The organism is Deinococcus wulumuqiensis R12 (assembly GCF_011067105.1).
Taxonomy (GTDB): Bacteria; Deinococcota; Deinococci; order Deinococcales; family Deinococcaceae; genus Deinococcus; species Deinococcus wulumuqiensis.
In genome coordinates, this window is sequence record NZ_CP049357.1 from 186,084 (window position 1) to 209,371 (window position 23,288).

Here is a 23,288-nt window from a genome sequence, read left to right on the forward strand (position 1 = left end):
TCGAGGTTGGGTCAGTCGGCGGCGCCCGCGTACTGGAGCTGGTTGAGCTTGGCGTAGTACCCGCCCTGTGCGAGCAGCTCGGCGTGGCTGCCCTGCTCCACGATGCGGCCCCGGCGCATCACGATGATGCGGTCGCAGTGCTCGATGGTGCTGAGGCGGTGGGCGATGATGATGGAGGTGCGGCCCTGCATCACCTTTTTCAGCGCGTCCTGAATCCGCAGTTCGGTCTCGGTGTCTACGTTGGCGGTCGCCTCGTCCAGCACCAGCAGGATGTCGGGGTTCTGAATCAGGGCGCGGGCGAAGGCCAGGAGCTGCTTTTGCCCGGTGGAGAGGGTGGCGCCGCGCTCGCGCACCTCGGTCTGGTACCCCTGTTCCAGCGAGAGAATGTAGTCGTGGACGCCGACGTACTGGCAGGCCTCCACCACCCGTTCGTGCGGGATGTCGGGGTTGTTCAGCGTGAGGTTGCTTTCGATGGTCCCGGCGAACAGGAACACGTCCTGGAGCACCACCCCGACATGCCGCCGCAGGTCGTGCTGCGCGAGGTCGCGCACGTCTATGCCGTCCACCTTCACCGCGCCGCGCTGCACGTCGTAGAAGCGGCTGACCAGCGCCGTCACGCTCGTCTTGCCCGCGCCGGTGGCCCCCACGAGCGCCACGCTCTCGCCAGGGCGGATGTGCAGGTCGAAATCACGCAGAATCCAGCGGTCGTCGGCATCGGGCGTCTGCGCCGTCACGTCCTCGCTGTAGGCGAACCACACCCGGTCGAAATCCACCTGTCCCCGGAAGTTCTCCAGGGGCTTGGCGCCGGGTTTGTCGGTGATTTCTTCCTCGGTGTCGAGCACCCCGAAGATGCGCTCGCTGCTGGCGGTGGCGGCCTGGAGGTTGTTGAACACGTCGGCGAGGTCCTGAATCGGCTGAAAGAGTTGCTGGGTCCACTGCACGAAGGCAAAGAGCGTCCCCACCGAAATCGCGGCGGCGGCGCCGGTGCCGACCACGTCCACCCCCAGAAGCTGCCGGGCGGCGAAGTACAGCACCAGGGCGATGGCGACCTGCCCCAGCACCGCCACGGTGGGCATGAACAGCGAAAACCACTTCACCGAGTTTTCCAGCGACCCCAGCAGCGCCCGGTTGGAATGGTCGAAGTCCAGCGAACTGCGCCGCTCGCGCCCGAACAGCTGCACCGTCAGCATCCCGGTGATGTTCTCGTTGAGTTTGGAGTTCACAATGGCCTGCTGGGTGCGGGTTTCCCGGAACGCCTCGCGCAGCTTGCCCCGGAAAAAGTTGGTGGCGAAAAACAGGAAGGGCAGCACGGTAAAGGCGATCAGGGCGAGGCGCCAGTTGACCGTCAGCATCACCGTCATGAACACGATGATGAGGAAGGTGCTGGTGAGCAGCGAAATCAGTCCGCCGGTAATGAACTGGTTGATGGCGTCCACGTCACTGGTCACACGGGTAATCAGGCGGCCCACCGGGTTCTGGTCGAAGTAGCGCAGGTGCAGGCGCTGCAACTTGCCGAACACGTCGGCGCGGATGTCGCGCAGCACGTTCTGCCCCAGATACCCCACCGTGATGGTGGAGAGGTAGGTCAGGGCGAACTCCAGCACCCTCAGTCCCACGTAGCCCAGCACCACCATCGTCAGGCCCTGATAGAGCGCGGCGGCGTCGAGGTTGCTGCCGTTGGTGTACGGCACGAGGTAATGGTCGATGGCGTAGCGCTGCAGGAGCGTGGGCAGCGGCTGAAGTGCCGCCGTGAGCAGCGCGAGCAGCACGCCCGACGCCGCCAGGGTCTTGTACGGCCCGAGGTAGGCGATGATGCGCCGCGTCAGGCCCATGTCGAAGCCCTTGTCGTACTCGGAAGACGGGTTGGTCATGCGGACACCTCCTGTGGCGTGGGTTGCGTCGGGTGCTCGTCCAGGTCGCTCGCCAGTCGCTGCAACCGTTCCAGCTCGGCGTAGTGCCCACCCTGCGCGAGCAGTTCGTCGTGGGTGCCCTGCTCGGTGATGCGGCCTTCTTCCAGCACCACGATCTGATCGGCGTGCCGCAGCGTGCTGACGCGGTGGGCGATCAGAATGACGGTGCGGCCCTGCGCCACCTGCCGAAGCCCCTCGATGATGCGCCGCTCGGTTTCGGTGTCCACCGCGCTCAGTGAGTCGTCGAGGATCAGGATTTTCGGTTCGCGCACGATGGCGCGGGCAATCGCGGTGCGCTGGCGCTGCCCGCCCGAGAGCGTCACGCCGCGCTCGCCCAGCACGGTGTCGTAGCCGTCAGGAAAGTTCTCCACGTCGTCCGACAGGCCCGCCAGCCGCGCCGCTTCGCGCACCCGCTCGGGGTCGGGGTGCTGCGGAATCACCGGAGGCATCGGCAGCCCCACCACGCTCACGCGGGTCGGCACCTCGGGCAGTTCGTGGTTGTTCAGGCCGAAGCCAATGTTGTTGGCGATGGTGTCGCTGAACAGGAACGGCTCCTGCGGCACCACGGCAATCGCGTCGCGCAGGTGCTGAAGCGGCACGGTGCGCAGGTCGTGCCCGTCGATACGGACGACGCCTTCGCTGGGGTCCATGCTGCGGGTCATCAGCTGCCCCAGCACCGTCTTGCCGCTGCCGGTCGGCCCGGTGATGCCCAGAAAGGTTCCCGCCGGAATCTGCAGATTGATGTGGTCGAGCACCTGCGTCTGCCCGTAGCGCAGCGACACGTTCTCGAAGCTGAGGTCACCCCGCGTGGGCCGCAGCCCGCTTTCGGTGCGGCCCGGTTCGTCCTGCACCAGCGGGTGGGCGTCGAACAGTTCCTGAAGGCGGTTCCACGACGCCAGGCCGCGCTGCGTGACCCCGGTGATCCAACCGACCATCAGCATCGGCCAGGCCAGGCGCTCGATGTAGAGCAGAAACTGCGTCAGCATCCCCACCGTAAAGGTCGCGTCGGGCTGCAGAATCAGCCGCCCCGCCACCAGCAGGATCAGCCCGAAGGCCACGCCGAGCAGCAGGTTGCTGAACGACCGCAGCGGTCCGTCCACCTTGATCAGGGCGATGTTGCGCCGCAGCAGTTCGAGGTTCATGGCGCGGTAGTCCTCGATTTCGCGCTCCTCGATGGCGTAGCCCTTGACGACCCGCGCCCCACTGAAGTTCTCCTGGGCTTTGGCCGCGATCAGACTGTTCTGCTCCTGCGCCGCCTTGTGCCGGGCGTTGATCAGCCGCGCCATGTACGCCAGCAGGCCCACGATGATCGGAATCACGGCGATCACAATCAAGGTGAGCTGCCAGCTCAGGCTGAACATCACCGCGAAGGCCGTGACGAAGCCCGAGATGATGTTCACGATCTGCCAGGCCCCGAACCCCAGCATTTCGCGCACGGCGGAGAGGTCACCCGTCAGGCGGTTCATCAGGTCGCCGGTGCGGGCGCGGTCGTAGTAGTTCTTGTCGAGCGTCTGCAGGTGCGCGAACAGGTCACGGCGGACTTCGTACTCGGTCTGACGCGACGCGATCACGATCATGCGGCGCATCAGGAGCATGAATGCCCCCGACACCAGCGCCGCGCCCACCATGCCCAGCGCGTACTGCCCGGCCTGCGCCGCCGTAATGCCGACGGTGGCCGGGTCGCGGTCGAGCGCACGGGTCAGCCCGTCGATGGTCAGACGGATGAAGTAGGCCGGGAGCAGCACCACCGCGTTGGCGATCATCACGGCCACGATGCCGATCAGGTACTGGCGCTGGTGCATTTTCAGGTACGGCCATAGGGTTCTGAAACTGTCCAAGGAAAACCTCACGGAAAACAGGCGGAAGACGACAGGGAAAACGGAGCAGCCAGCACACTGTCAGGGAGCAGTGCCCGGAGGGTGTCCCTGGCATGGAAGCAAGCCAGCATACGCCTCCTGGCCGAGGCCGCGAATGCGCGAAATGGCTCATTCCAGGGGGGCGGCAGTGCCGGGAGGGGAGAGGGGCACAGGCCCATGCGGACGCCTTTCCGTGGGCAGGTGCGGGGGTGATTGACAGGTATGGGGGGCGGTGCTACTATTCACAGCCGGAAGTGAGCGCGACAAACGCGAATTTCCGCGCCCAGAGGCCGGGTTTTCCTGGAAACCCCCTCCGTGCAGAGAAGGTGCCACCCTAGCTCAACTGGTAGAGCACCCGACTTGTAATCGGAAGGTTGGGAGTTCGATTCTCCTGGGTGGCTCCAAGTCTTGTCTGCGGTTTCCGCTGATCAAGGCCAAGCGAGAGAAGGCAGTGACAACTTGGGTAGGTGGCCGAGTGGTTAAAGGCGACAGACTGTAAATCTGTTCACGTAAGTGTACGGCGGTTCGAATCCGCCCCTGCCCACCACCGCGCGGGAATAGCTCAGTTGGTAGAGCGTCAGCTTCCCAAGCTGAATGTCGCGAGTTCGAGTCTCGTTTCCCGCTTTTTAAGTGCTCCTGTAGCTCAGCGGTAGAGCACTCCCTTGGTAAGGGAGAGGTCATCAGTTCAAGTCTGATCAGGAGCTCCAACAAAGAAATGCGGCCTGCTACATAGGCCGCATTTCGATTTTGAGCGGTGCTGACCCTGCTCTGACCAGTGCAGTTTTGATATAGTGCTCAGGCTTGTCCGCTTGCGGGCAAAACCCAGGAGGAAAAGACTCATGGCAAAAGGAACGTTCGAGCGCACCAAGCCCCACGTGAACATCGGCACCATCGGTCACGTCGACCACGGCAAGACCACCCTGACCGCCGCCATCACCTTCACCGCGGCCTCGGCTGACCCCAGCATCGAGACCCTGGCCTACGACCAGATCGACAAGGCCCCCGAAGAAAAGGCCCGCGGCATCACCATCAACACCGCCCACGTCGAGTACCAGACCGAAACCCGGCACTACTCGCACGTCGACTGCCCCGGTCACGCCGACTACGTCAAGAACATGATCACCGGCGCGGCGCAGATGGACGGCGCGATCCTCGTCGTCAGTTCCGCTGACGGCCCCATGCCCCAGACCCGCGAGCACATCCTCCTCGCCCGTCAGGTCGGCGTGCCCTACATCGTCGTCTTCATGAACAAGGTGGACATGGTCGACGACGAAGAACTGCTCGAACTCGTCGAGATGGAAGTGCGCGAGCTGCTGAGCAAGTACGAGTTCCCCGGTGACGACCTCCCCGTCGTCAAGGGCAGTGCGCTGCGCGCCCTGGAAGCCCTGCAGGGCAATCCCAAGATTGCCCGTGGCGCCGACAAGTGGGTCGACCACATCTGGGAACTGCTCGACGCGGTCGACAGCTACATCCCCACCCCCGAGCGCGACACCGACAAGACCTTCCTGATGCCCGTCGAAGACGTGTTCACCATCACCGGCCGCGGCACCGTCGCCACGGGCCGCGTGGAACGCGGCACCGTCAAGGTCCAGGACGAAGTCGAAATCGTCGGCCTGACCGATACCCGCAAGACCACCGTCACCGGCATCGAAATGCACCGCAAGCTGCTCGACTCCGGCATGGCGGGCGACAACGTCGGCGTGCTGCTGCGTGGTGTGGCGCGTGACGACGTGGAACGTGGTCAGGTGCTCGCCAAGCCCGGCAGCATCAAGCCGCACACCAAGTTCGAAGCCAGCGTGTACGTGCTGAGCAAGGACGAAGGTGGCCGTCACAGCGCGTTCTTCGGTGGGTACCGTCCGCAGTTCTACTTCCGCACGACGGACGTGACGGGCGTGGTGGAACTGGCCGAAGGCGTGGAAATGGTGATGCCCGGTGACAACGTGACGTTCACCGTGGAACTGATCAAGCCCATCGCCATGGAAGAAGGCCTGCGCTTCGCCATCCGTGAAGGTGGCCGCACCGTCGGCGCCGGCGTCGTTTCCAAGGTCCTGGAGTAAGACCCTGACCGATCAGGGGGCCTGCGGGCCCTCTTTCTTTTTGGCAGCCAGGGTGGACATGGCCTCCCCAAGTGCCTATAATCGGAATGTTGCCCGCCAACCGGCGGGTTTTTACTAGCGTTGTTCCTGCCCAGGCAGGCGCTAGGAGCAGCTTTCCCGGCCCAAGCGGCCAAAGGGAGAGCGGCGCAAAGGAGAGCATCATGGCGAAAGACGGACCCCGCATCATCGTGAAGATGGAAAGCAGTGCTGGCACGGGCTTTTACTACACGACCACCAAGAACCGCCGCAACACCCAGGCCAAGCTGGAACTCAAGAAGTACGACCCCGTCGCCAAAAAGCACGTGGTCTTCAAGGAGAAGAAGGTCTGAAGTCTGCCGCTGGCTTTCTGCGTGAAAGCCGGGCAGCTTCGGTCTTTTTTCTGCCTGGAAGGCAGGTGAAGGCATGAACCTGATTCAGTACTTCCGTGACGCCCGCGAGGAACTTGCGCGGGTCACGTGGCCCAGCCGTCAGGACGTGCTCGAAGGCACCCAGGCGGTGCTGATTTTCGTGGTGGCCCTGACCCTGATCGTCTGGGTGTTGGACCTGCTGTTTGGAACGGGCATCCGGGCGGCCCTGGAGTGGAGGTAAGCGCATGAGTATCGAGTGGTATGCCGTCCACACCTATGTCGGCCAGGAGGACCGGGTTCAGGACCAGTTGATGGACCGTGCCCGCCGCCTGGGGATGTACCGCACCAAGATTTTCCAGGTCATCCAGCCCGAAGAAGACGCCGTCGAACTGCAAGAAGGCGGCAAGAAGGTCAACGTCAAACGCAAGCTGTTTCCTGGCTACGTCTTTGTACAGATGGACGTCGAGGACGACGACGCGCCCGGCGAACTGGGCGAGTCGTGGGAAGTGGTGCGCGGCACGAGCGGCGTGACCGGTTTTGTCGGTACGGCGACCCGGCCGGTGCCCCTGTCGCCTGAGGAAGTGCAGCGGCTCCTCACCTCGGTGGGTGTCGCCGCGCAGCCGGTCGCCGAAGAAGCCCCCCGCATCAAGGTCGATCTCAAGGCAGGCGACATGGTGCGCGTGACCTCCGGGCCGTTTGCCGATTTCAGCGGCGTGGTCAGTGAGGTCAACGCACCGCAGGCCAAGGTCAAGGTGCTGGTCAGCATCTTTGGCCGGGAAACGCCGGTCGAACTCGACTTCTCGCAGGTCGCCAAGTAACGCTGCGGCTTTCCTGGGGTCTTTTCCCAGGGGGCTTGGCATAAGCATGCCAAAGCCGCTACACTAGAAAAGTTGCTGTCTACCCCGGTAGGCAGAACTTAGCGCTGGCACCCCAGCCCGGAGATGGCTTGCTGGGGGAGCTAAGGAGGAACGCAATGAAGAAAGTTACGGGGATTGTGAAGCTGCAACTCCCGGCAGGCAAGGCCACGCCGGCCCCCCCTGTCGGTCCCGCGCTCGGTCAGTACGGCGCGAACATCATGGAGTTCACCAAGGCGTTCAACGCCCAGACGGCCGACAAGGGTGACGCGATCATTCCGGTCGAGATCACCATCTACGCTGACCGCTCCTTTACCTTCATCACCAAGACCCCGCCCATGAGCTACCTGATCCGCAAGGCGGCGGGGCTGCAAAAGGGCAGCGCGACCCCCAACAAGGCCAAGGTCGGCAAGCTGAACTGGGAGCAGGTGCTGGAAATCGCCAAGACGAAGATGCCCGACCTCAACGCGGGCAGCGTCGAAGCCGCCGCCAACACCGTGGCCGGCACCGCCCGCAGCATGGGCGTGACCGTGGAAGGAGGCCCCAATGCCTAAGCACGGCAAGCGTTACCGCGCCCTGGAGGGCAAGGTCGACCGCAACAAGCAGTACTCCATCGACGAGGCTGCCGCGCTGGTCAAGGAAATCGCCACCGCCAAGTTCGACGAAACGGTGGAAGTCCACTTCCGCCTGGGCATCGATCCCCGCAAGAGCGACCAGAACGTGCGTGGCACGGTGGCCCTGCCTCACGGCACCGGCCGCAGCGTGCGCGTGGCCGTGATCACCAAGGGTGAAAACGTCCAGGCCGCCGAAGCCGCCGGCGCCGACGTGGTCGGCAGCGACGAACTGATCGAGCGCATCGCGGGCGGCTTCATGGAGTTCGACGCCGTGGTGGCGACCCCCGACATGATGGCGCAGATCGGCCAGAAGCTCGCGCGTCTGCTCGGGCCGCGTGGCCTGCTCCCCAACCCCAAGAGCGGGACCGTGGGCGCCGACGTGGCGGGTATGGTCCGGGGCCTCAAGGCTGGCCGCATCGAGTTCCGCAACGACAAGACCGGCGTGGTTCACGCGCCCATCGGCAAGGCGAGCTTCGAAGCCGGGAACCTCAGCGCCAACTACCAGGCCCTGATCTCGGCCCTCGAAGGCGCCAAGCCCGGGACCGCCAAGGGCGTGTTCCTGCGGAGCGCCTACCTGACCACCACCATGGGTCCCAGCATTCCGCTGGCCCTGGGCAGCGCGGCTCAGGTCTAAGCTGTTCCGGAAGGGGCCACGCTGCTCCTTCCACCCAATTTCGGCACCCCGGTGCAACTTCGCACCTTTCCAATTCGCCCTCCATTCGGCATCCAAGACAGCGGGGACGCTAGCCACGTTTAAAGATCCCGCCGAGTTGTCAGGTGAAAGCGCATTCGTGCGAACATTGCACCTGAACTTGTTCACCACAGAGGAGGTCAAACGTGGCGAACGAAAAAAACCAGCAGACGCTGGGCAGCCTCAAGGACAGCCTCCAGGGCGTCGAGACGTTCTACGTCGTCGACTACCAGGGCCTGACTGCCGGGCAGCTCACCCAGCTGCGCAAAGACATCCGTGAAAAGGGCGGGCAGCTTATCGTTGCCAAGAACACCCTGATCAACCTCGCGCTGCAAGACGGGGGCCGTGACTTCACGGACGCCCTGAAAGGCCCGAGCGCCCTGGTGCTCGCGCAGGAAGATCCCGCTGGCGTGGCGAAAGCCCTCAGCGACGCGGCAGGCAGCAACGACCGCGGCATTCCTGCCATCAAGGGCGGCTTCGTCGAAGGCAACAAAGTGGACGTGGCCGTCGTGCAGCGTCTGGCGAGCCTCGGCAGCAAGACCACCCTGCAGGCGGAACTGGTTGGCGTGCTCAGCGCCCACCTCAGCAACTTCGTGGGCATCCTCGAAGCCTACCGCGAGAAACTCGAAGGCGAGGGCAGCAGCGAAAGCGCCTGAGCGCCCGCTGCCCCTTTCCTGGCCCCAATTTTTGCAGCTCCAACCCAAAATCCAATTTCGGAGGACACACTCATGGCATACGACAAACAAGCTCTGATCGACCAACTCGGCCAACTCACCATCATGGAACTCGCGGACCTCATCGACGGCCTCAAGGAAACCTGGGGCGTCACCGCCGCTGTGGCCGTGAGCGGTGGCGGCGCTGCCGCTGCTGGCCCCGCCGCTGAAGAGAAGACCGAATTCGACGTGGTGCTGGTGGACGCTGGCGCGAGCAAGATCAACGTCATTAAGGAAATCCGCGGCATCACGGGCCTGGGCCTGAAGGAAGCCAAGGACATGAGCGAGAAGGGTGGCGTGCTGAAGGAAGGCGTCGCCAAGGAAGAAGCCGAGAAGATGAAGGCCCAGCTCGAAGCCGCTGGCGCCAAGGTCGAACTCAAGTAAGCCTGCTTCGGTGGTCAGGCCCAGCCCTGATCACCCGAGTGGAGCGAGCAAAAGCTTCCTCCCACCGGAGTGCAGCCCCCAGCCCAAGCGGTTGGGGGTTTTTTTATGGTTGGCACTTTGTGCGCCCGGGAACCGTCGGTGGGAGCTGCGAGGCGCCCAGCCTCCGCTATGCTGGACGCTATTCCAGTGAGGGAGGAAGTCCGCCGTGCCGATGAACTACGACCCAGGACAGCGTTTTTTCGATGAGATGTTTACCCCGGAGGGTGAGGTGCGTCCCCACTACGCGGGTGTGCGCAAGTACCTGGAGCAACTGGGGGTGCCCGAGTTCAGCCGCCGCACCGAACTGCTCGACCTCGCCTTTCGCAACCAGGGCATCACCTTTACCGTCTACAGCGACGCCCAGGGCACCGAGCGCACCTTTCCCTTCGACCCGGTGCCGCGCGTCATTCCGGCCTCGGAGTGGGCGCATCTGGAAGCGGGCCTGACCCAGCGGGTGCGGGCGCTCAACGCCTTTTTGAACGACATCTACCACGACGCGCAGATTCTGGGCGACGGCGTGATTCCTTCCGAACTGATCTACACCTCGGCCCACTTCCGGCGCGAGGTTCATGGGGTCCAGGTCCCGCAGGGCATCTACACCCACATCGTCGGCACCGACCTGATCCGCGACGAGAAGGGCGAGTATCTGGTGCTGGAAGACAACCTGCGCTCGCCCAGCGGCGTGTCCTACCTGCTGTCCAACCGGGACGCCATGCGCCGCATCTACCCCGGCATGTTCGAGGGTCAGGGTGTGCGCTCGGTGCAGCACTACGCCACGGCCCTGCTGTCGCTGCTCAAGTCGATGTCGGCGCGTGAGGACGGCACGGTGGTGGTCCTCACGCCGGGCATGTACAACTCGGCGTACTTCGAGCATGCTTACCTCGCCCAGCAGATGGGGGTACAGCTCGTCGAGGGCCGTGACCTGTTTGTGGACGGGGGCCGGGTCTGGATGCGCACCACGGGCGGGCGCAAGCAGGTGGACGTGATCTACCGCCGCATAGACGACGATTTTCTCGACCCGCTGGCTTTCCGGCGGGACAGCACGCTGGGGGTGGCGGGGCTGGTCGAGGTCTACCGTCAGGGCCGGGTGGCGATTGCCAACGCCATCGGGACCGGGGTGGCCGACGACAAGGCGGTGTACGCCTACGTGCCCGACATGATTCGCTACTACCTGAACGAGGAGCCGAAGCTGGGCAACGTGCCCACCTACCTGGGGCTGAACCCCGAGCACCTCGCCTACATGGTCGAGCACGCCGCCGAGCTGGTCTTCAAGGGCGTGGGCGAGGCGGGCGGCTACGGCATGCTGATCGGCCCCGCCTCGACCCGGCAGGAAATCGCGGAGTACGTGGAAAAGGTGAAGGCCGCGCCCCGCGAGTTCATCGCGCAGCCGGTGGTGGGTCTCTCGCGTCACCCCACCTTCTACGGCGACAGCGAGGCGTTCGAGCCTGCACACATCGACCTGCGGCCCTACATCCTCGTCGGCCCGCAGGACGTGACCATCGTGCCCGGCGGCCTGACCCGCGTGGCGCTGCGGCGCGGCAGTCTGGTCGTCAACTCCTCGCAGGGGGGCGGCTCCAAAGACACCTGGGTGCTGGAGCACGACGGCCCGGGGCAGCCGAGCAACATGAGCCAGCTCCTCTCGGGCGGCGAAAGCTGGGGCCAGTCTCAGAGCCAGACGCAGAGCGGTGGCGGGCAGTCCCAGAGCCAGTCTCAGGGCGCGGGCGGGCAGACCCAGCTTCAGGGGGGCTTCGGGGCCGTGCCCGTCGGTCTGGGCAGTCCCCTGGGTGAGCGCCACGAGGCGCTGGCGGAGCAGGCCCTCATCCACGCCTACGAGGAAAGTCAGGACGAGCCGGGACACGCTCCCGAGCGGCCCACAGGAGAGGAGGCGCCGGGCGTGACCGGACAGGAACAGCACTCTTACCAGCAGGAACTGGAAAAGTCGGAATTGGAGGTCGAGATGGAAGCGCAGGAAGCGGTGCATCCGCCGCTGATCGAGCCACATGACCTGGAAGCCCAGGGCGCGGCGGACGCCATGTCCCCGGAGACGGCCCGTAAGGAGGACCGCTGATGCTGCTTTCCCGTCTGGCCGAGAACCTGTTCTGGATCGGGCGCTATGTCGAGCGGGCCGAGAACACCGCCCGGTTGCTGAACGTCAACTACTTCGCCAGCCTCGAAATGGGCGGGCGGGCGCGGGAAATCTGGCTGCCGCTGCTGGAACACACCGGGGGAGACACCGAGCTGCGGGCCAAGTATGGCCGGGTGGACGCCCGCTCGGTGAGTGCGTGGCTGGCCTTCGACCGCGACAACCCGTCGAGCATCGCGTCGTCGGTCACGCGGGCGCGTGAGAATGCGCGGGGGCTGCGTGACCGGATTCCCAGCGAGATGTGGGAATCGCTCAACCGCAGCTACCTCACGCTGTGCTTCGAGAACAATTCGATGCTGGAGCGCGACGGTCTGTTCGAGTACTGCAACGCAGCGCGTGACGCCTCGCAGCTGTTTTTCGGTATCGCCTTCGCCACCCTGCCGCGTGACGAGGGCTGGTCGTTCCTGCGGGCCGGGCAGATGCTGGAGCGCGGCGACAACGGCCTGCGGGTGCTGCAAAGCCGACTGCGCGGCATCGACGCGACCCCGGTGTCGGACCCGGCGGGCCGCGCCATCCAGACCCAGCGCTGGGTCAGCGTGCTCAAGGGGTCAAGCGCTTACGAGGCCTACCGCAAGCAGGTGCATTCGGGCATCGACCCGCAGAAGATCAGCGAGTTTCTGCTGCTCGACGAGTACTTTCCCCGCAGCGTGCGCTACAGCTCGGAAAACCTGCAAGAAGCCCTGATGCAGATCGAGCGCTGGCATCCGGGGCAGCATCCCGAGATTCTGCGGCTGTCGCGCTGGCTGGTGGCCCGGCTGCAATACGCCCGAATCGAGGACATCGTGGGCGACGACAATCCGTCGCTGGAAGAACTGCTCGGCGACTTCAACCGGGTGGGCGCGGCCATCACCGCTGCCTATTTCGCGCAGGAATAGCGCCGACCTCCACTACCGGCCAGGGCAGGCTGCTGACGAACACTCAGCACCTGCTCTGGCCCGCTCTATACTCGGCCTGTTCATGCCGCACGTCATCAGTTTCATCAACCTCAAGGGCGGCGTCGCCAAAACCACCACGGCGGTGCAACTCGCCGACACGCTGGCCTTCATGAAGCGCAAGCGGGTTCTCGTTCTCGACCTCGACCCGCAGACCAACGCGACCCTGGCGCTGATTGGAGAAGAGCGCTGGGAGCAGGCCGACGAACGCGGGCAGACGCTGGCGCACCTGTTCCTGGACCTGCTGGGCGGCACCCGCAGTTTCAGTCCCGAGCGGGCCATCGTACGGGGCGCGAGCAACCTCAACACGATTCCGGCGGACATGATCGACCAGTTGCCCGAGGACGTTCAGTACGGCCGGGTGGACGTGCTGCCGAGTTCGATTCGGCTGATCGACGTGCAGGACCGGATGCAGGACATCGCGGCCCGCACCAACTACAGCCTGAGTCCGATGGCGGTGGTGCAGAAATATGTCGGGCCGCTGTTCGGGCGCTACGACTACGTGCTGATCGACTGCCCGCCCAACCTGGGGTTCATCACGCAAAACGGGCTGGAGGTCAGCGACCACTACCTGATTCCGACCATTCCCGACCGGATGAGCACCTACGGGATTCCGCAGATTGCGGGCAAAATCGACGAGCTGCGGCGTGACCGCAACCTCAGGATTCGCTGCCTGGGCGTGGTCGTCACCAAGTTCCAGAGCAATTCCTCGCAGCACAAGCAGGGGCTGGCGCGGCTGCCGGGCGACCTGAAAGCCGCCTTCGCCTACACGAACGAGGACACCCCGCCGATTTTACAAACGGTCATGCCCCAGACGAACGCCAGCGCCGAGGCGACGGTGTTCGAGCGTGAGGTGAAGAACTATCCGGTCAAGTACGGCACCGGGCTGGTGGGGGGTCAAGCGGCGTACAAGTACGGCCTCGACCTCGCCGCCGAGGTGCAGGCGCTGCTGGGCGACGAGGAGTGAGACGGGTCTGGACAGAGCCGCGCCGGGCCTGGGTGACGGTCACAGCGGCAGACGACTGAACTTGTTACCCTGGCCCCATGCGTGAACTGCTGACCGACCTCTGGCGCCTCTTCAAACTGGTGGCGGGCATCTGCATCGGGCCGCTGCTGCTCTGGGGCGTGCTGGTGTGGACGGGCGTGCTCAAGTAGAAGGAATCAGAAAACGCCTCCCCACCGTCGAACTTTGGCGGGGAGGCGTTTTTCGGTCCGGCGTCAGTTCAGCCGCAGCCAGTAGTAGTCGTACTTGCCCATGACAATCGGGTACTGGCCGCCCTCCGGAACCACCGCCAGCGGGCTGGCCCCGGCGAGCGTGACCGGGGCGCGGCCCACGTAGGCGGCGAGGTCGAGGGTGGCGGCCTGCGCGTTGCCCGCAAAGTTGCTGACGATGAGCAGGGTTTCGCCGTCATGCTGGCGGGTAAAAGCCAGAATGGCGGGGTTGCCCGTTTCGATGAAGTTCAGGTCGCCGTGCGCGAAGGCGGGGTGGGCGCGGCGCAGTTCGAGCTGCCGGGCGGTCCACTTCAGCAGGCTGCTGGGGTCCTGCTGCTGGCTCTGCACGTTCACGCGCTGGAAGCCGTACACCGGGTCCTGAATGGGCGGAAAAAAGCACCCTTGCGGCTGCGCGGTGGAAAAGCCGCCGCTGGTGCCCGCGTTCCACTGCATCGGGGTGCGCACGCCGTTGCGGTCGGGCAGGCCGAGGTCGTCGCCCATGCCGATTTCGTCGCCGTAGTACAGGATGGGGCTGCCGGGCAGGGCGAGCAGCACGGTGTTCAGCAGCTCGATGCGGCGCCGGTCGTTGTCGAGCAGCGGCGCGAGGCGGCGGCGGATGCCCACGTTGATTTTCATGCGGGTGTCGGGCGCGTAGGCGGCGTACATGAAGGCGCGTTCCTCGTCGGTGACCATTTCCAGCGTCAGTTCGTCGTGGTTGCGCAGGAAGGTGCACCACTGGCCGAAACTGGGAATTTCCGGCAGGCGGCCCATGATCTCGCGGATGCTGGTCGTGTCTTCCTTTTTCAGGCTCATGTACAGCCGGGGCATCACCGGGAAGTTGAAACACATATGAAACTCGGGTTCGGCTTCGGTGCCGAAATACTCCACGACTTCCTCGGGCCACTGGTTCGCCTCGGCGAGCAGCAGGCGGCCCGGATATTCGCGGTCCACCATTGCCCGGAAGCCCCTCAGGATGTCGTGCGTTTCGGGCAGGTTCTCGCAGTTGGTGCCCTCGCGCTCGATGAGGTAGGGCACCGCGTCCACCCGGAACCCGTCGAGGCCCAGGTCGAGCCAGAAGCGGGCGGCGTCGTGCAGTTCCTCCACAACCCTGGGGTTGTCGTAGTTCAGGTCCGGCTGACTGGCGAAGAAGCGGTGCCAGTAGTACTTGTCCGCCTGCTCGTCGAGCGTCCAGTTGCTGACCTCGGTGTCGGTGAAGATGATGCGGGTGTCGGCGTATTCCTTGCCCTCGCCACTCCAGACGTAGTAGTCGTGGTACTCGTTGGGCGAGCCGTCGGGCAGGGTCGGGCCGCGCCGCGCCGCCTGAAACCAGGGGTGGTCGCTGGAGGTGTGGTTGGTCACGAGGTCGCCGATGACCCGCAGCCCCCGCGCGTGGGCCTCGCGCAAAAAGACCTTGAAGTCGTCCAGCGTGCCGAGGTCGGGGTGAATGTCCCGGTAGTCGGCCACGTCGTAGCCGTCGTCGCGCAGGGGGCTGGGAAACCAGGGCAGCAGCCACAGGCAGTCCACGCCGAGGTTTTTCAGGTAGTCCAGCCGCGAGGTCAGACCGGGAAAATCGCCCTTGCCGTCGCCGTTGCCGTCCTGAAAGGTCCGCACCGACAGTTCATAGAAGACGGCACTCTTGTACCACTCCGGTTGTGCTTGCGTCATGCCGAAAATTGTAGGGGTTCTATGGATTGGAAGCGGTTCAAAGTCCAGTGTTCAGGGCTACTTCTCGGCCACAGGCAGCATCGTGCCGGGAAAGCCGAGCAGGGCGACGGTGTGCCACTGGTCCCGCTCGGCCTTTGCGCCCGTATCGGCTTCACGTTGCAACCGCTCCTGCAACTCGGTCATCAGCGCGGCGTAGCGTTCGCGCGGCAGGCGGAACTGCTGCACCAGCACCCCGCGCCGTTCGGTCTTCCAGTCGGGGGCCAGACTGTGGGCGGCGTCCGGCGTGAGGTCCATCAGCACGTATTCCCGCGCCGGGTCGGGTTCGGCCTGGGCGCTGGCGGCCAGAAACGCCTCTGTCAGCGCGGTCAGCATGGGGCGTACTGTTTCGCTGTCCAGGGCGGGCAGCAGAGCGGGGTCGAGAACGAAGCGTTGCGCCCTGGCCTGCAAGTGCTGCCCGCGTCCTTCACCGTTCCCGGCAGGTTCCAGCAGGCCGAGGTTTTGCAACTTGCCGACGTGGTAGCTGACCTTACTGGCACTTTCGCCCAGGCGCCGGGCGGCTTCGCTGGCGGTGGTCGGCTGAACGAACTGGCCGAGCAGATGGAACCCGAACTGCGGGCTGAGCAGCGCCAGGAGTTCTTCCTCACGGCGAACGATATGGGTTTTGGTCATGCCGATACTGTGCGCCGGGAGAAATTCAAATGGCAGAGGCTTTTTTGAAACCGCTCAACATCCCGCCGACTGCACCAGCATCCGGGCGTAGTGCCGGGCGCCCCGCCGCTGCGCCGCCTGCACGAAGGGCTGCGCGAAGCGGGAAAAGGGGAGGGCGGCGCGGGAAAAGGTGGTGAGTTCAAGCCAGACAGTGCCCGCCGCGTCCCGTTCGAGCAAAAACCGCTCCTCGCCGCGCACGAGGTGGCCCGGCAGCGTGCCGTAGCCGAAGCCGTAACGGGCCGGTTCGTCCACGAGGTACAGCACCCGGTTGGCGATCAGGCTGTACAGGCCCCAGCGTCCGTGTCCGAGTGGCCCCAGGTGGCGCACCAGGAGAACCACCGTGCCGCCCTGCTCGGCAAGCGGAACGGGGACGCCTTCCTGCGGCCTCAGCACCCAGCCCTGAAACATCCTGCCGTCACGGAGCGCCGCTCTGGCCCGCGTCCAGCACGCTTCCCCCTGACCCACCCGGACACGGCAGCGCCCGGTGAGTGCCCAGGCGGGGGCGCGCCCGTTCAGGCTCCAGCCGGTTTCGGCGTAGCTGGGGGCCTGCTCGCGGCTGCGGGCCAGAAAAGCGGCCACCTGGGCGGGCGTGGGCGGACGCAGCAGGAGCATGCGTCCAGCTTATACGGATTCCGATTGAATCTGGTCGTTTCAGATTCAATCCGAGCGGATGCGAGTAGGAAAAAATACGGATTCCGCGATATGGATGCACAGGCGGCGCTTTCCCGACTGTGCAGGAATTAAGCGGAATCCGTATTAGAGCAGACCCTGATGGGAGCGGGGGCGCAGGCCATCCTGCCGCACCAGGTCACGCACCTGCTGGCAGCGGCAACTGCGCAGGGTGCACAGCAGCGCTTCGGGGTTGTGCGAGAGCAGCCGCACCGTCTCGTCCACCAGGTCGCGCACCCGGTAAAGCCGCAGGGTGGCCGGGCCGACCTGCACCTCACGCCCGCGCACGTAGGGTTCGAGGTTGGCGAAGTCCGCCGAGCAGTTGGGAAAGGCGGTGGGGGAGACCTGACCGTCCAGCGGCACCCAGCGCGTGAGCAGTGGCATTCCGGCCAGGTGTTCGCCGTAGTGGACGGTGGTGTTCGACCCGAAGTCCACGCCCATCAGCAGCGCGTGGCCGTCCAGGTCGTACAGCGCCCCGATGGGCTGGTAAGGGCTGTCGAGGCTCTGCGCCGCCGCAATCCGCTCGGCCTCGTCGCCCAGCGCCACGAAGCTCAGCGCCGGGTGAAAGGAGCGCCGCGCCGCCGCCCGCTCGACCATTTCCTGCGGCACTTTGCCGATGTCGCGGCTGACCCGCGAGTCGCGGTGAAAGGTGGCCCTTACGGGTGAACTCGGGCGCGAGAGCAGCGTGGCGTAGGTAAAGGCCGGGGCCACCAGCGTCGAGGTCCGCTGTTCCAGACGGTCTACCACCGTCCGGGCGCCGCCTTCGAGCTGCCCGAAGGCGCGCAGGCTGGCGTGGACAATCACACTTTGCGTACCGTCGAGGCCGAGCGAGTCCAGTCCCCGGTCGAGGTCGGCGGGAGTCACGGCGGGGCGGCGCAGCAGGTTCAGCACGCCCCCGAGTCTACGCCCCGGCAGGCCAGAACGTATCCGCAAGGGGCGGTTCGCGTGTCTCGCCCTTCCGTCGGCCCGTGCAGAGGGTGAAGGGCTGCACGGGGCGCTCGCTTGTCTGACCAGGTGGGAACAAAAATCACAACATTTCGCAAATTTCAGGTCATTTCGTGCAAAATGTCAAACAGTTAGGTCCACACAGGCGAACGAACCTTTGACGCCTTGCCACTGGCCCGCCTATACTTCGGGCCGTCGGCTTTCGCCCCCCCTTTCAGAGAAGGAGTCCCATGACCCAGCAGAACTTCGACGTGAACTCGGTGGCGCGCAACTGGCGCGTGGACGCCAAGCAGACCGCCAGCCCCAAGGAACTGGTGGACACCCTCTTTGCCCGCGACGTGCTGACGCTCGACCAGCTCCGTGCCCGGCTGAGCAAGTCCGATTTCCGCAAGTTGCAGGCGACCGCCGAGCGCGGCGAAACGCTCGACGCCTCGATTGCCGACACTGTGGCGCTCGCCATGAAGACCTGGGCGATGGAAAAGGGCGCGACCCACTACACCCACTGGTTTCAGCCGCTCACCGGCTCGACCGCCGAGAAGCACGACTCGTTCCTGAACCCGGCGGGCGACGGCGTGGCGATCATGTCGTTTTCCGGCAAGGAGCTTATTCAGGCCGAACCCGACGCCAGCTCCTTTCCCTCGGGCGGCCTGCGGGCGACCTTCGAGGCGCGCGGCTACACGGCCTGGGACCCGTCGAGCCCGGCGTTTATCGTGCGGCACGCCAACGGCGCCACCCTGTACATCCCCAGCGTGTTCGCGTCGTGGAAGGGCGAAGCCCTTGACCTCAAGACCCCGCTGCTGCGCTCCGTCGAAGCGCTGAACAAGGCCGTGGCCCCGGCGCTCGAACTGTTCGGCGCCAGCGAAGGCACCCGCGTGGGCTCCACTCTGGGCGCCGAGCAGGAGTATTTCCTGATTACCGAGGAGTACTTCTACCGCCGCCCCGACCTGATCATGACCGGGCGCACCCTCTTCGGCGCCCGGCCCCCGCGCGGACAGGAACTCGAAGACCACTATTTCGGCGCCATCCCCGACCGTGTGCTCAGCTTCATGACCGACGCCGAAACGCAGCTCTACGCGCTGGGCATTCCGGTCAAGACCCGCCACAACGAGGTGGCGCCGGGGCAGTTCGAGATCGCGCCGATCTTCGAGGACTCCAACATCGCCGCCGACCACCAGCAGCTCATCATGCAGGTGCTGCGGACCACCGCCCGCAAGTACGGTCTGGTGTGTCTGCTGCACGAAAAACCTTTCGCGGGCGTCAACGGCTCGGGCAAGCACTGCAACTGGAGCATGGGCACCGACCACGGCGAGAACCTGCTCGACCCCGGCGACACCCCCAGCGAGAACATGCAGTTCCTGTTCTTCTGCGCGGCGGTCATCAAGGCGGTGGACGACTACCAGGCGCTGCTGCGCGCCTGCGTCGCCAGTGCCAGCAACGACTGGCGACTGGGGGCCAACGAAGCGCCGCCCGCCATCCTCAGCGTGTTTCTGGGCGACGAACTGACCGACATCTTCGAGCGCATCCTCAGTGGCGAGGGCGGCAGCAGCCACTCGGCGGGGCTGATGGGCCTGGGCAGTCAGGTGCTGCCCGAGATTCCGGTACACGCCGGGGACCGCAACCGCACCAGCCCCTTCGCCTTTACCGGCAACAAGTTCGAGTTCCGCGCGGTGGGCAGCTCGCAGAGCATTTCCTTTCCCGTGACGGTGCTCAACGCCATCATCGCCGAGAGCGTCGAGCAACTGACCGGCGAACTCCAGGGCAAGCTCCGCAGCGGCGCCGACCTCGCCCACGCCGTGACCGAGGTGGTGCGTGACACCTACAAGAAGCACCAGCGCATCGTCTTCAACGGCGACGGCTACTCCGAGGCGTGGCACCAGGAAGCCGAGAAGGAGCGCGGCCTGCTCAACCTGCGGACCACCCTCGACGCGGTCGAGCACCTCACTGACCCCAAGAACCTCGAACTGTTCGAGAAGCACGGCATCCTGAACGAGCGCGAACTCGCCGCCCGGCAGGAAATCATGTACGACATCTACTTCAAGACCGTGAACATCGAGGGCGAAACCACCCAGTACATGGCCCAGACGCAGATTCTGCCCGCCGCCGTGACCTACCTCGGTGAACTCGGGCGGGCGGGCGAAAGCCGCGCCGTGCAGGGCATCAGCGGCGAAGTGACCCGCCTCGCCGACGAACTCTACGACGCGCTCGACGGCCTGCGAACGGTCAACAACGACCTTGGCGGCGAGGAAGTCCACGAGAAGGCCTACCACATGCGCGACCGGGTGCTGCCCGCCATGCACGAGGTGCGCGCCGCCGCCGACAAGCTCGAGGGCATCATGAGCTTCAAGCACTGGCCGATGCCCACCTACCGTCAGATGCTGTTCGTCAAATAAAACTCCGGGTTCGGAGGCCGCCCTTCCACGTGAGGGGCGGCGTTTTGCTCTCTTGCCCCCTGAATGCCTAACGCCCGTTAGAATGCCGGGCAGACCAGCACCAACAGGAGGAAGACAGATGGACGGGACAGACCGCCGTATACGGGTCCTGATTGCCAAGCCCGGCATGGACGGGCACGACCGGGGCGCCAAAGTGGTGGCGCGGGCGCTGCGCGACGCGGGCATGGAAGTCATTTACACCGGCCTGCGCCAGACTGCCGACATGATCGTGAACGCTGCGGTGCAAGAAGACGTGGACGCCATCGGCCTGAGCGTGCTTTCGGGCGCGCACATGCACTACTTCAGGGAAGTCACCGAGTTGCTGCGCCAGCAGGGCGCGGAGGACATCATCGTGTTCGGCGGGGGCATCATCCCTGACCAGGACCTGCCCAAACTGAAAGAAATGGGCGTGGGCCAGGTCTTTACCCCCGGCGCCAGCACCGAGGACGCCGCCGCCTACCTGCGCGAGGCGGTCAGGGAGCGCTGGACCCGACTGGGTGAAGGCTGAGCCGCCCGTGCGCCGCACTACACTGTCCCGGTGTCCGATTCTGCCGCCGTCCCAGCCGCTTCCCTGAACCTGGGGCGGCTGTTTCCGCTTTATGCCGCGCAGGCCCTCGCCACAGGCGCGGTCAACGTCAGCACCATCCTGGCCGCGCTGGTGGTCGGCAACCTGGGATTCGAGTCGCTGGTGGGGCTGCCCTCCACCCTCATCAGCACGTCGGCGGCGCTCTCGGCGGGGCTGTTCGGGGCGCTGATGCTCGCGCGCGGACGGCGGCTGGGGCTGGGCCTGGCGTTCACGGTGGGGGCACTCGGCGCGGTGGCGGGGTTTGCCGGGGGCAAGCTGGGGTCGCTGCCGGTCTTTCTGGTCGGGGCGGCGCTGATGGGCGCGGCGCAGGGCGGCTACCAACAGGCGCGCTACGCGGTGGCCGAGAGCGTGTCCGAGGAGCGGCGCGGCACCGCACTCGGCGCCCTGATGCTGATGAGCGTGGTGGGCTCGTTCCTGATGACCGGCTTCTCGCACCCCATCGAGCGGGCGGCGGCGAGCCTGGGGACCACGGCGGAAATCTTCGGCTGGTTGCTGGGCGGCGTGCTCCTCGCTGTGGCGGCGGGGCTGATGGGGCTGTGGCGCCCGCTGCGTGCGCCGGGGGCGGCGGCGGCCCGGCTTCCGCTGCGGCAAGCCTTCGCGTTGCCGGGGGTGCGCGGCACGGCGCTGGCCCTCGCTGCGGCGCAGGGCCTGATGGTCACGCTGATGAGCCTGACCCCCCACCGCGCCCACGAAATGGGAATGGACCACGCGGGCATCGCCGGTCTGATCAGCGGGCACATCTTGGGCATGTTCGGGTTCGGGTGGCTGACCGGCCCGCTGATTGACCGGGTGGGTGTGCGTCCGGGCTACGTGTCGGGCGCCCTGCTGCTCTCCGCCGCCGCCCTGAGCGCGCCGCTGCCGGGGCACACGTGGCTGGCGGTCAGCATGTTCCTGCTGGGTCTGGGCTGGAACCTCGTCAATGTCAGCGGCAGCAAGGAAATGGCCCGGTTTCCCGCCGCGCAGGGCGTGACCGACGGCCTCGGCTACGTGGCGGCGGGGGCCGGAACGCTGCTCGGCGGCGTGGTGATTGCGCGCTCGGGCTTTCCGGCGCTGGCTTACGTGTGCGCCGCACTGTCGCTGCTGCCGCTGCTGAGCGCGTGGCGGGCGGGCCATCGTCGCGGGCAAAGCCATTGACACCGACCAAAGAAAAAAGACCGCCCAGGCAGGTGCGGTCTTTTTTTCAATTCTGGCGGAACGAGAGGGATTCGAACCCTCGATAGAGTTGCCCCTATACACGCTTTCCAGGCGTGCTCCTTCAACCACTCGGACACCGTTCCACAACTGGACTGACGACTGAACTCCTGGGCAGGCCCAGTTCCAGCAGCGGCAGACACATTAGCCCAGAGGCAGGGGCCAGGTCAAGGAAAACCGGCCCCTGGCCTGACTCGCTTATTTGTCCTGCGGGCGGCGGCGCAGATACCAGTGCGCCTGCGCTTCCATCACCGGCTTGTCCTCGCCGTCCTTGACCGTGACGCGCACGAGCAGCCGGGCGCGGCCATCGGCCCCGTACTCGGCGTAGGCGGCGGGCAGCGTGGCCGGGTCGATCTCGGCGCGGGCGGTCAGGTCGCCCACCGCGCGGCCCACGTAGTGGGTGTCGAGCTTTTCGATCAGCGGCACCGCTTCGCCGACGTACTGCACGAAGGCGCCCGCAAACGCTGCCCCGCTGACCGCCTCGGCGAGCAGGAACTGCGCTCCAGCATGAATGGTGCCCAGGTGGTTGCGAAAGGGCGGCGTGTCGGGGCACTCGCCGGTCGCCCAGCCGGGGCCGACATCGGTGATGTGCACACCGACGGTGGCGTTCATGGGAATGGCGTGCAGGGCGGCTTTGACCGCGTCGGCGGCGGGGGCGGGTAGGGGTTGCTGCGTCATGGGGAACCTCATCGGTGGGGTGAATTTGGACTCGGTTCAAGTATACGGGTCGGTCAGGTAACTGCGCACCACCTCCAGCGGCGCGAACTCCTGCGCCCGCAAGGCGGCTTCCACGGCGCGGGCCTCGGCCCAGGCGAGGTCATACTGCGCGGGCGTGACCTTGCCGTTGTGCACGGCGTCTTCGAGTTCCGGCACGTCAATGATTTCGGTTTCGGTGACGTGCCACCGTCCACCCGGCTGCACCTCGCACAGGGCGATGACGTCCAGATACAGGTCGTCGGTGTAGGGCCAGCCGTCCGCGTCCACGCCGCTGCCCGCGCAGATGTCCACGTAAAGTTGCTGCGGCACCCCCGCCGGGTCGAGGTGAACGGTCAGCGCGTGCTGCCGGTCACGCGGGGCGTAGTGAACCCAGCGGTAGCCCGTGTCGAGGATGGTGCGCTGCTGACCGCACACCGGCACGTGCAGAGGCTTAAGGACCTGTCCGGCGCGGTAGTCCACCAGCCAGCCGCCGGGGAGTTCCAGCTGCGTCTGCTCGCCGGTGCCCGGCTCCACCCGGTGCCAGTTCCGGTAATCGGCGCGTTTGTGTTTCATGCCTGAGCTTAGGGCACCCGCCAGCAGGCAAAGTG

General features: G+C 65.7%; 22 protein-coding genes and 5 tRNA genes. 18 read left to right on the plus strand and 9 right to left on the minus strand.

All coding sequences use genetic code 11. The features are described 5' to 3' along the window. Positions 1-11: 11 nt before the first annotated feature. Complete coding sequence (locus G6R31_RS00985) at positions 12-1,871, minus strand: ABC transporter ATP-binding protein (RefSeq protein WP_017871979.1); 1,860 nt, start codon at positions 1,869-1,871, stop codon at positions 12-14. Continuing rightward, positions 1,868-3,712: an ABC transporter ATP-binding protein gene (locus G6R31_RS00990; protein WP_017871978.1), complete on the minus strand. Its 1,845-nt coding sequence runs from the start codon at positions 3,710-3,712 to the stop codon at positions 1,868-1,870. The genes G6R31_RS00985 and G6R31_RS00990 overlap by 4 nt, the downstream gene beginning before the upstream one ends. 382 nt (positions 3,713-4,094) lie before the next feature. On the opposite strand from G6R31_RS00990, the gene G6R31_RS00995 reads away from it, so the two are divergent. The 15 genes from G6R31_RS00995 to G6R31_RS01065 all read left to right on the plus strand — a co-directional run bounded on the left by G6R31_RS00995 (position 4,095) and on the right by G6R31_RS01065 (position 13,546). Next, positions 4,095-4,170: transfer RNA gene (locus tag G6R31_RS00995), tRNA-Thr, on the plus strand. Positions 4,171-4,227: 57 nt separating this feature from the next. After that, positions 4,228-4,313: transfer RNA gene (locus G6R31_RS01000), tRNA-Tyr, on the plus strand. A 4-nt stretch (positions 4,314-4,317) separates the two neighbouring features. Next, a tRNA-Gly gene (locus G6R31_RS01005) sits at positions 4,318-4,390 on the plus strand. Between the two features lie 8 nt (positions 4,391-4,398). Further along, positions 4,399-4,473: transfer RNA gene (locus G6R31_RS01010), tRNA-Thr, on the plus strand. A 132-nt stretch (positions 4,474-4,605) separates the two neighbouring features. Next, positions 4,606-5,823 (plus strand): elongation factor Tu, encoded by a 1,218-nt coding sequence (gene tuf / locus G6R31_RS01015; RefSeq protein WP_164993950.1) that lies wholly within the window; start codon positions 4,606-4,608, stop codon positions 5,821-5,823. Between the two features lie 200 nt (positions 5,824-6,023). After that, a complete protein-coding gene (gene rpmG / locus G6R31_RS01020; protein WP_017871499.1) occupies positions 6,024-6,191 on the plus strand; it encodes a 50S ribosomal protein L33 in 168 nt (55 codons plus the stop codon). Positions 6,192-6,264: 73 nt separating this feature from the next. Beyond that, positions 6,265-6,450, plus strand: a complete 186-nt coding sequence (gene secE, locus G6R31_RS01025; RefSeq protein ID WP_017871498.1) for a preprotein translocase subunit SecE — start codon at positions 6,265-6,267, stop codon at positions 6,448-6,450. A 4-nt stretch (positions 6,451-6,454) separates the two neighbouring features. Next, on the plus strand, positions 6,455-7,027 hold the full coding sequence (gene nusG / locus G6R31_RS01030) for a transcription termination/antitermination protein NusG (RefSeq protein WP_017871497.1): 573 nt from the start codon (positions 6,455-6,457) through the stop codon (positions 7,025-7,027). Between the two features lie 155 nt (positions 7,028-7,182). Then, complete coding sequence (gene rplK, locus G6R31_RS01035; protein ID WP_017871496.1) at positions 7,183-7,617, plus strand: 50S ribosomal protein L11; 435 nt, start codon at positions 7,183-7,185, stop codon at positions 7,615-7,617. Further along, positions 7,610-8,311, plus strand: coding sequence for a 50S ribosomal protein L1 (gene rplA, locus G6R31_RS01040; RefSeq protein WP_017871495.1), 702 nt, complete (start codon positions 7,610-7,612; stop codon positions 8,309-8,311). The genes rplK and rplA overlap by 8 nt, the downstream gene beginning before the upstream one ends. Positions 8,312-8,514: 203 nt before the next feature. After that, a complete protein-coding gene (gene rplJ, locus G6R31_RS01045) occupies positions 8,515-9,024 on the plus strand; it encodes a 50S ribosomal protein L10 (RefSeq protein WP_017871494.1) in 510 nt (169 codons plus the stop codon). 72 nt (positions 9,025-9,096) lie between these two features. Further along, positions 9,097-9,465 carry a 50S ribosomal protein L7/L12 gene (rplL, locus tag G6R31_RS01050; RefSeq protein ID WP_017871493.1) on the plus strand — a complete coding sequence of 123 codons (369 nt, stop codon included), beginning with the start codon at positions 9,097-9,099 and terminating at the stop codon, positions 9,463-9,465. Positions 9,466-9,676: 211 nt separating this feature from the next. Further along, a complete protein-coding gene (locus tag G6R31_RS01055; RefSeq protein WP_017871492.1) occupies positions 9,677-11,572 on the plus strand; it encodes a circularly permuted type 2 ATP-grasp protein in 1,896 nt (631 codons plus the stop codon). Beyond that, entirely contained in the window at positions 11,572-12,522 is a 951-nt protein-coding gene (locus G6R31_RS01060) for an alpha-E domain-containing protein (protein WP_017871491.1), read from the plus strand. Before G6R31_RS01055 ends, G6R31_RS01060 begins: the two co-directional genes overlap by 1 nt. A gap of 82 nt (positions 12,523-12,604) precedes the next feature. Next, positions 12,605-13,546, plus strand: a complete 942-nt coding sequence (locus G6R31_RS01065) for a ParA family protein (protein WP_017871490.1) — start codon at positions 12,605-12,607, stop codon at positions 13,544-13,546. 251 nt (positions 13,547-13,797) lie between these two features. Here the strand turns inward: G6R31_RS01065 and treS are convergent, their stop codons facing one another. The 4 genes from treS to G6R31_RS01085 form a co-directional block, all read right to left on the minus strand. Continuing rightward, on the minus strand, positions 13,798-15,456 hold the full coding sequence (gene treS / locus G6R31_RS01070; protein WP_017871488.1) for a maltose alpha-D-glucosyltransferase: 1,659 nt from the start codon (positions 15,454-15,456) through the stop codon (positions 13,798-13,800). Between the two features lie 57 nt (positions 15,457-15,513). Further along, a complete protein-coding gene (locus tag G6R31_RS01075) occupies positions 15,514-16,125 on the minus strand; it encodes a winged helix-turn-helix domain-containing protein (RefSeq protein ID WP_017871487.1) in 612 nt (203 codons plus the stop codon). A gap of 54 nt (positions 16,126-16,179) precedes the next feature. Continuing rightward, positions 16,180-16,776, minus strand: coding sequence for a DUF1990 family protein (locus G6R31_RS01080; RefSeq protein WP_025567232.1), 597 nt, complete (start codon positions 16,774-16,776; stop codon positions 16,180-16,182). A 144-nt stretch (positions 16,777-16,920) separates the two neighbouring features. Then, positions 16,921-17,724 carry an AAC(3) family N-acetyltransferase gene (locus G6R31_RS01085; RefSeq protein WP_017871485.1) on the minus strand — a complete coding sequence of 268 codons (804 nt, stop codon included), beginning with the start codon at positions 17,722-17,724 and terminating at the stop codon, positions 16,921-16,923. 284 nt (positions 17,725-18,008) lie between these two features. On the opposite strand from G6R31_RS01085, the gene G6R31_RS01090 reads away from it, so the two are divergent. From G6R31_RS01090 to G6R31_RS01100, 3 genes are all read left to right on the plus strand, one after another. After that, the gene (locus G6R31_RS01090; protein WP_017871484.1) at positions 18,009-20,168 is read left to right on the plus strand and encodes a glutamine synthetase III family protein; all 2,160 of its coding nucleotides are present in this window, start codon (positions 18,009-18,011) and stop codon (positions 20,166-20,168) included. Between the two features lie 118 nt (positions 20,169-20,286). Beyond that, positions 20,287-20,715: a cobalamin B12-binding domain-containing protein gene (locus G6R31_RS01095; protein WP_017871483.1), complete on the plus strand. Its 429-nt coding sequence runs from the start codon at positions 20,287-20,289 to the stop codon at positions 20,713-20,715. Positions 20,716-20,745: 30 nt separating this feature from the next. Beyond that, positions 20,746-21,927, plus strand: coding sequence for an MFS transporter (locus tag G6R31_RS01100; RefSeq protein WP_017871482.1), 1,182 nt, complete (start codon positions 20,746-20,748; stop codon positions 21,925-21,927). A 53-nt stretch (positions 21,928-21,980) separates the two neighbouring features. Here the strand turns inward: G6R31_RS01100 and G6R31_RS01105 are convergent. The 3 genes from G6R31_RS01105 to G6R31_RS01115 form a co-directional block, all read right to left on the minus strand. After that, a tRNA-Ser gene (locus G6R31_RS01105) sits at positions 21,981-22,070 on the minus strand. Positions 22,071-22,182: 112 nt separating this feature from the next. Then, the gene (locus tag G6R31_RS01110; RefSeq protein ID WP_017871481.1) at positions 22,183-22,662 is read right to left on the minus strand and encodes a PaaI family thioesterase; all 480 of its coding nucleotides are present in this window, start codon (positions 22,660-22,662) and stop codon (positions 22,183-22,185) included. 36 nt (positions 22,663-22,698) lie between these two features. Then, positions 22,699-23,253: a ribonuclease FAU-1 family protein gene (locus G6R31_RS01115; RefSeq protein ID WP_017871480.1), complete on the minus strand. Its 555-nt coding sequence runs from the start codon at positions 23,251-23,253 to the stop codon at positions 22,699-22,701. Positions 23,254-23,288: the final 35 nt, after the last annotated feature.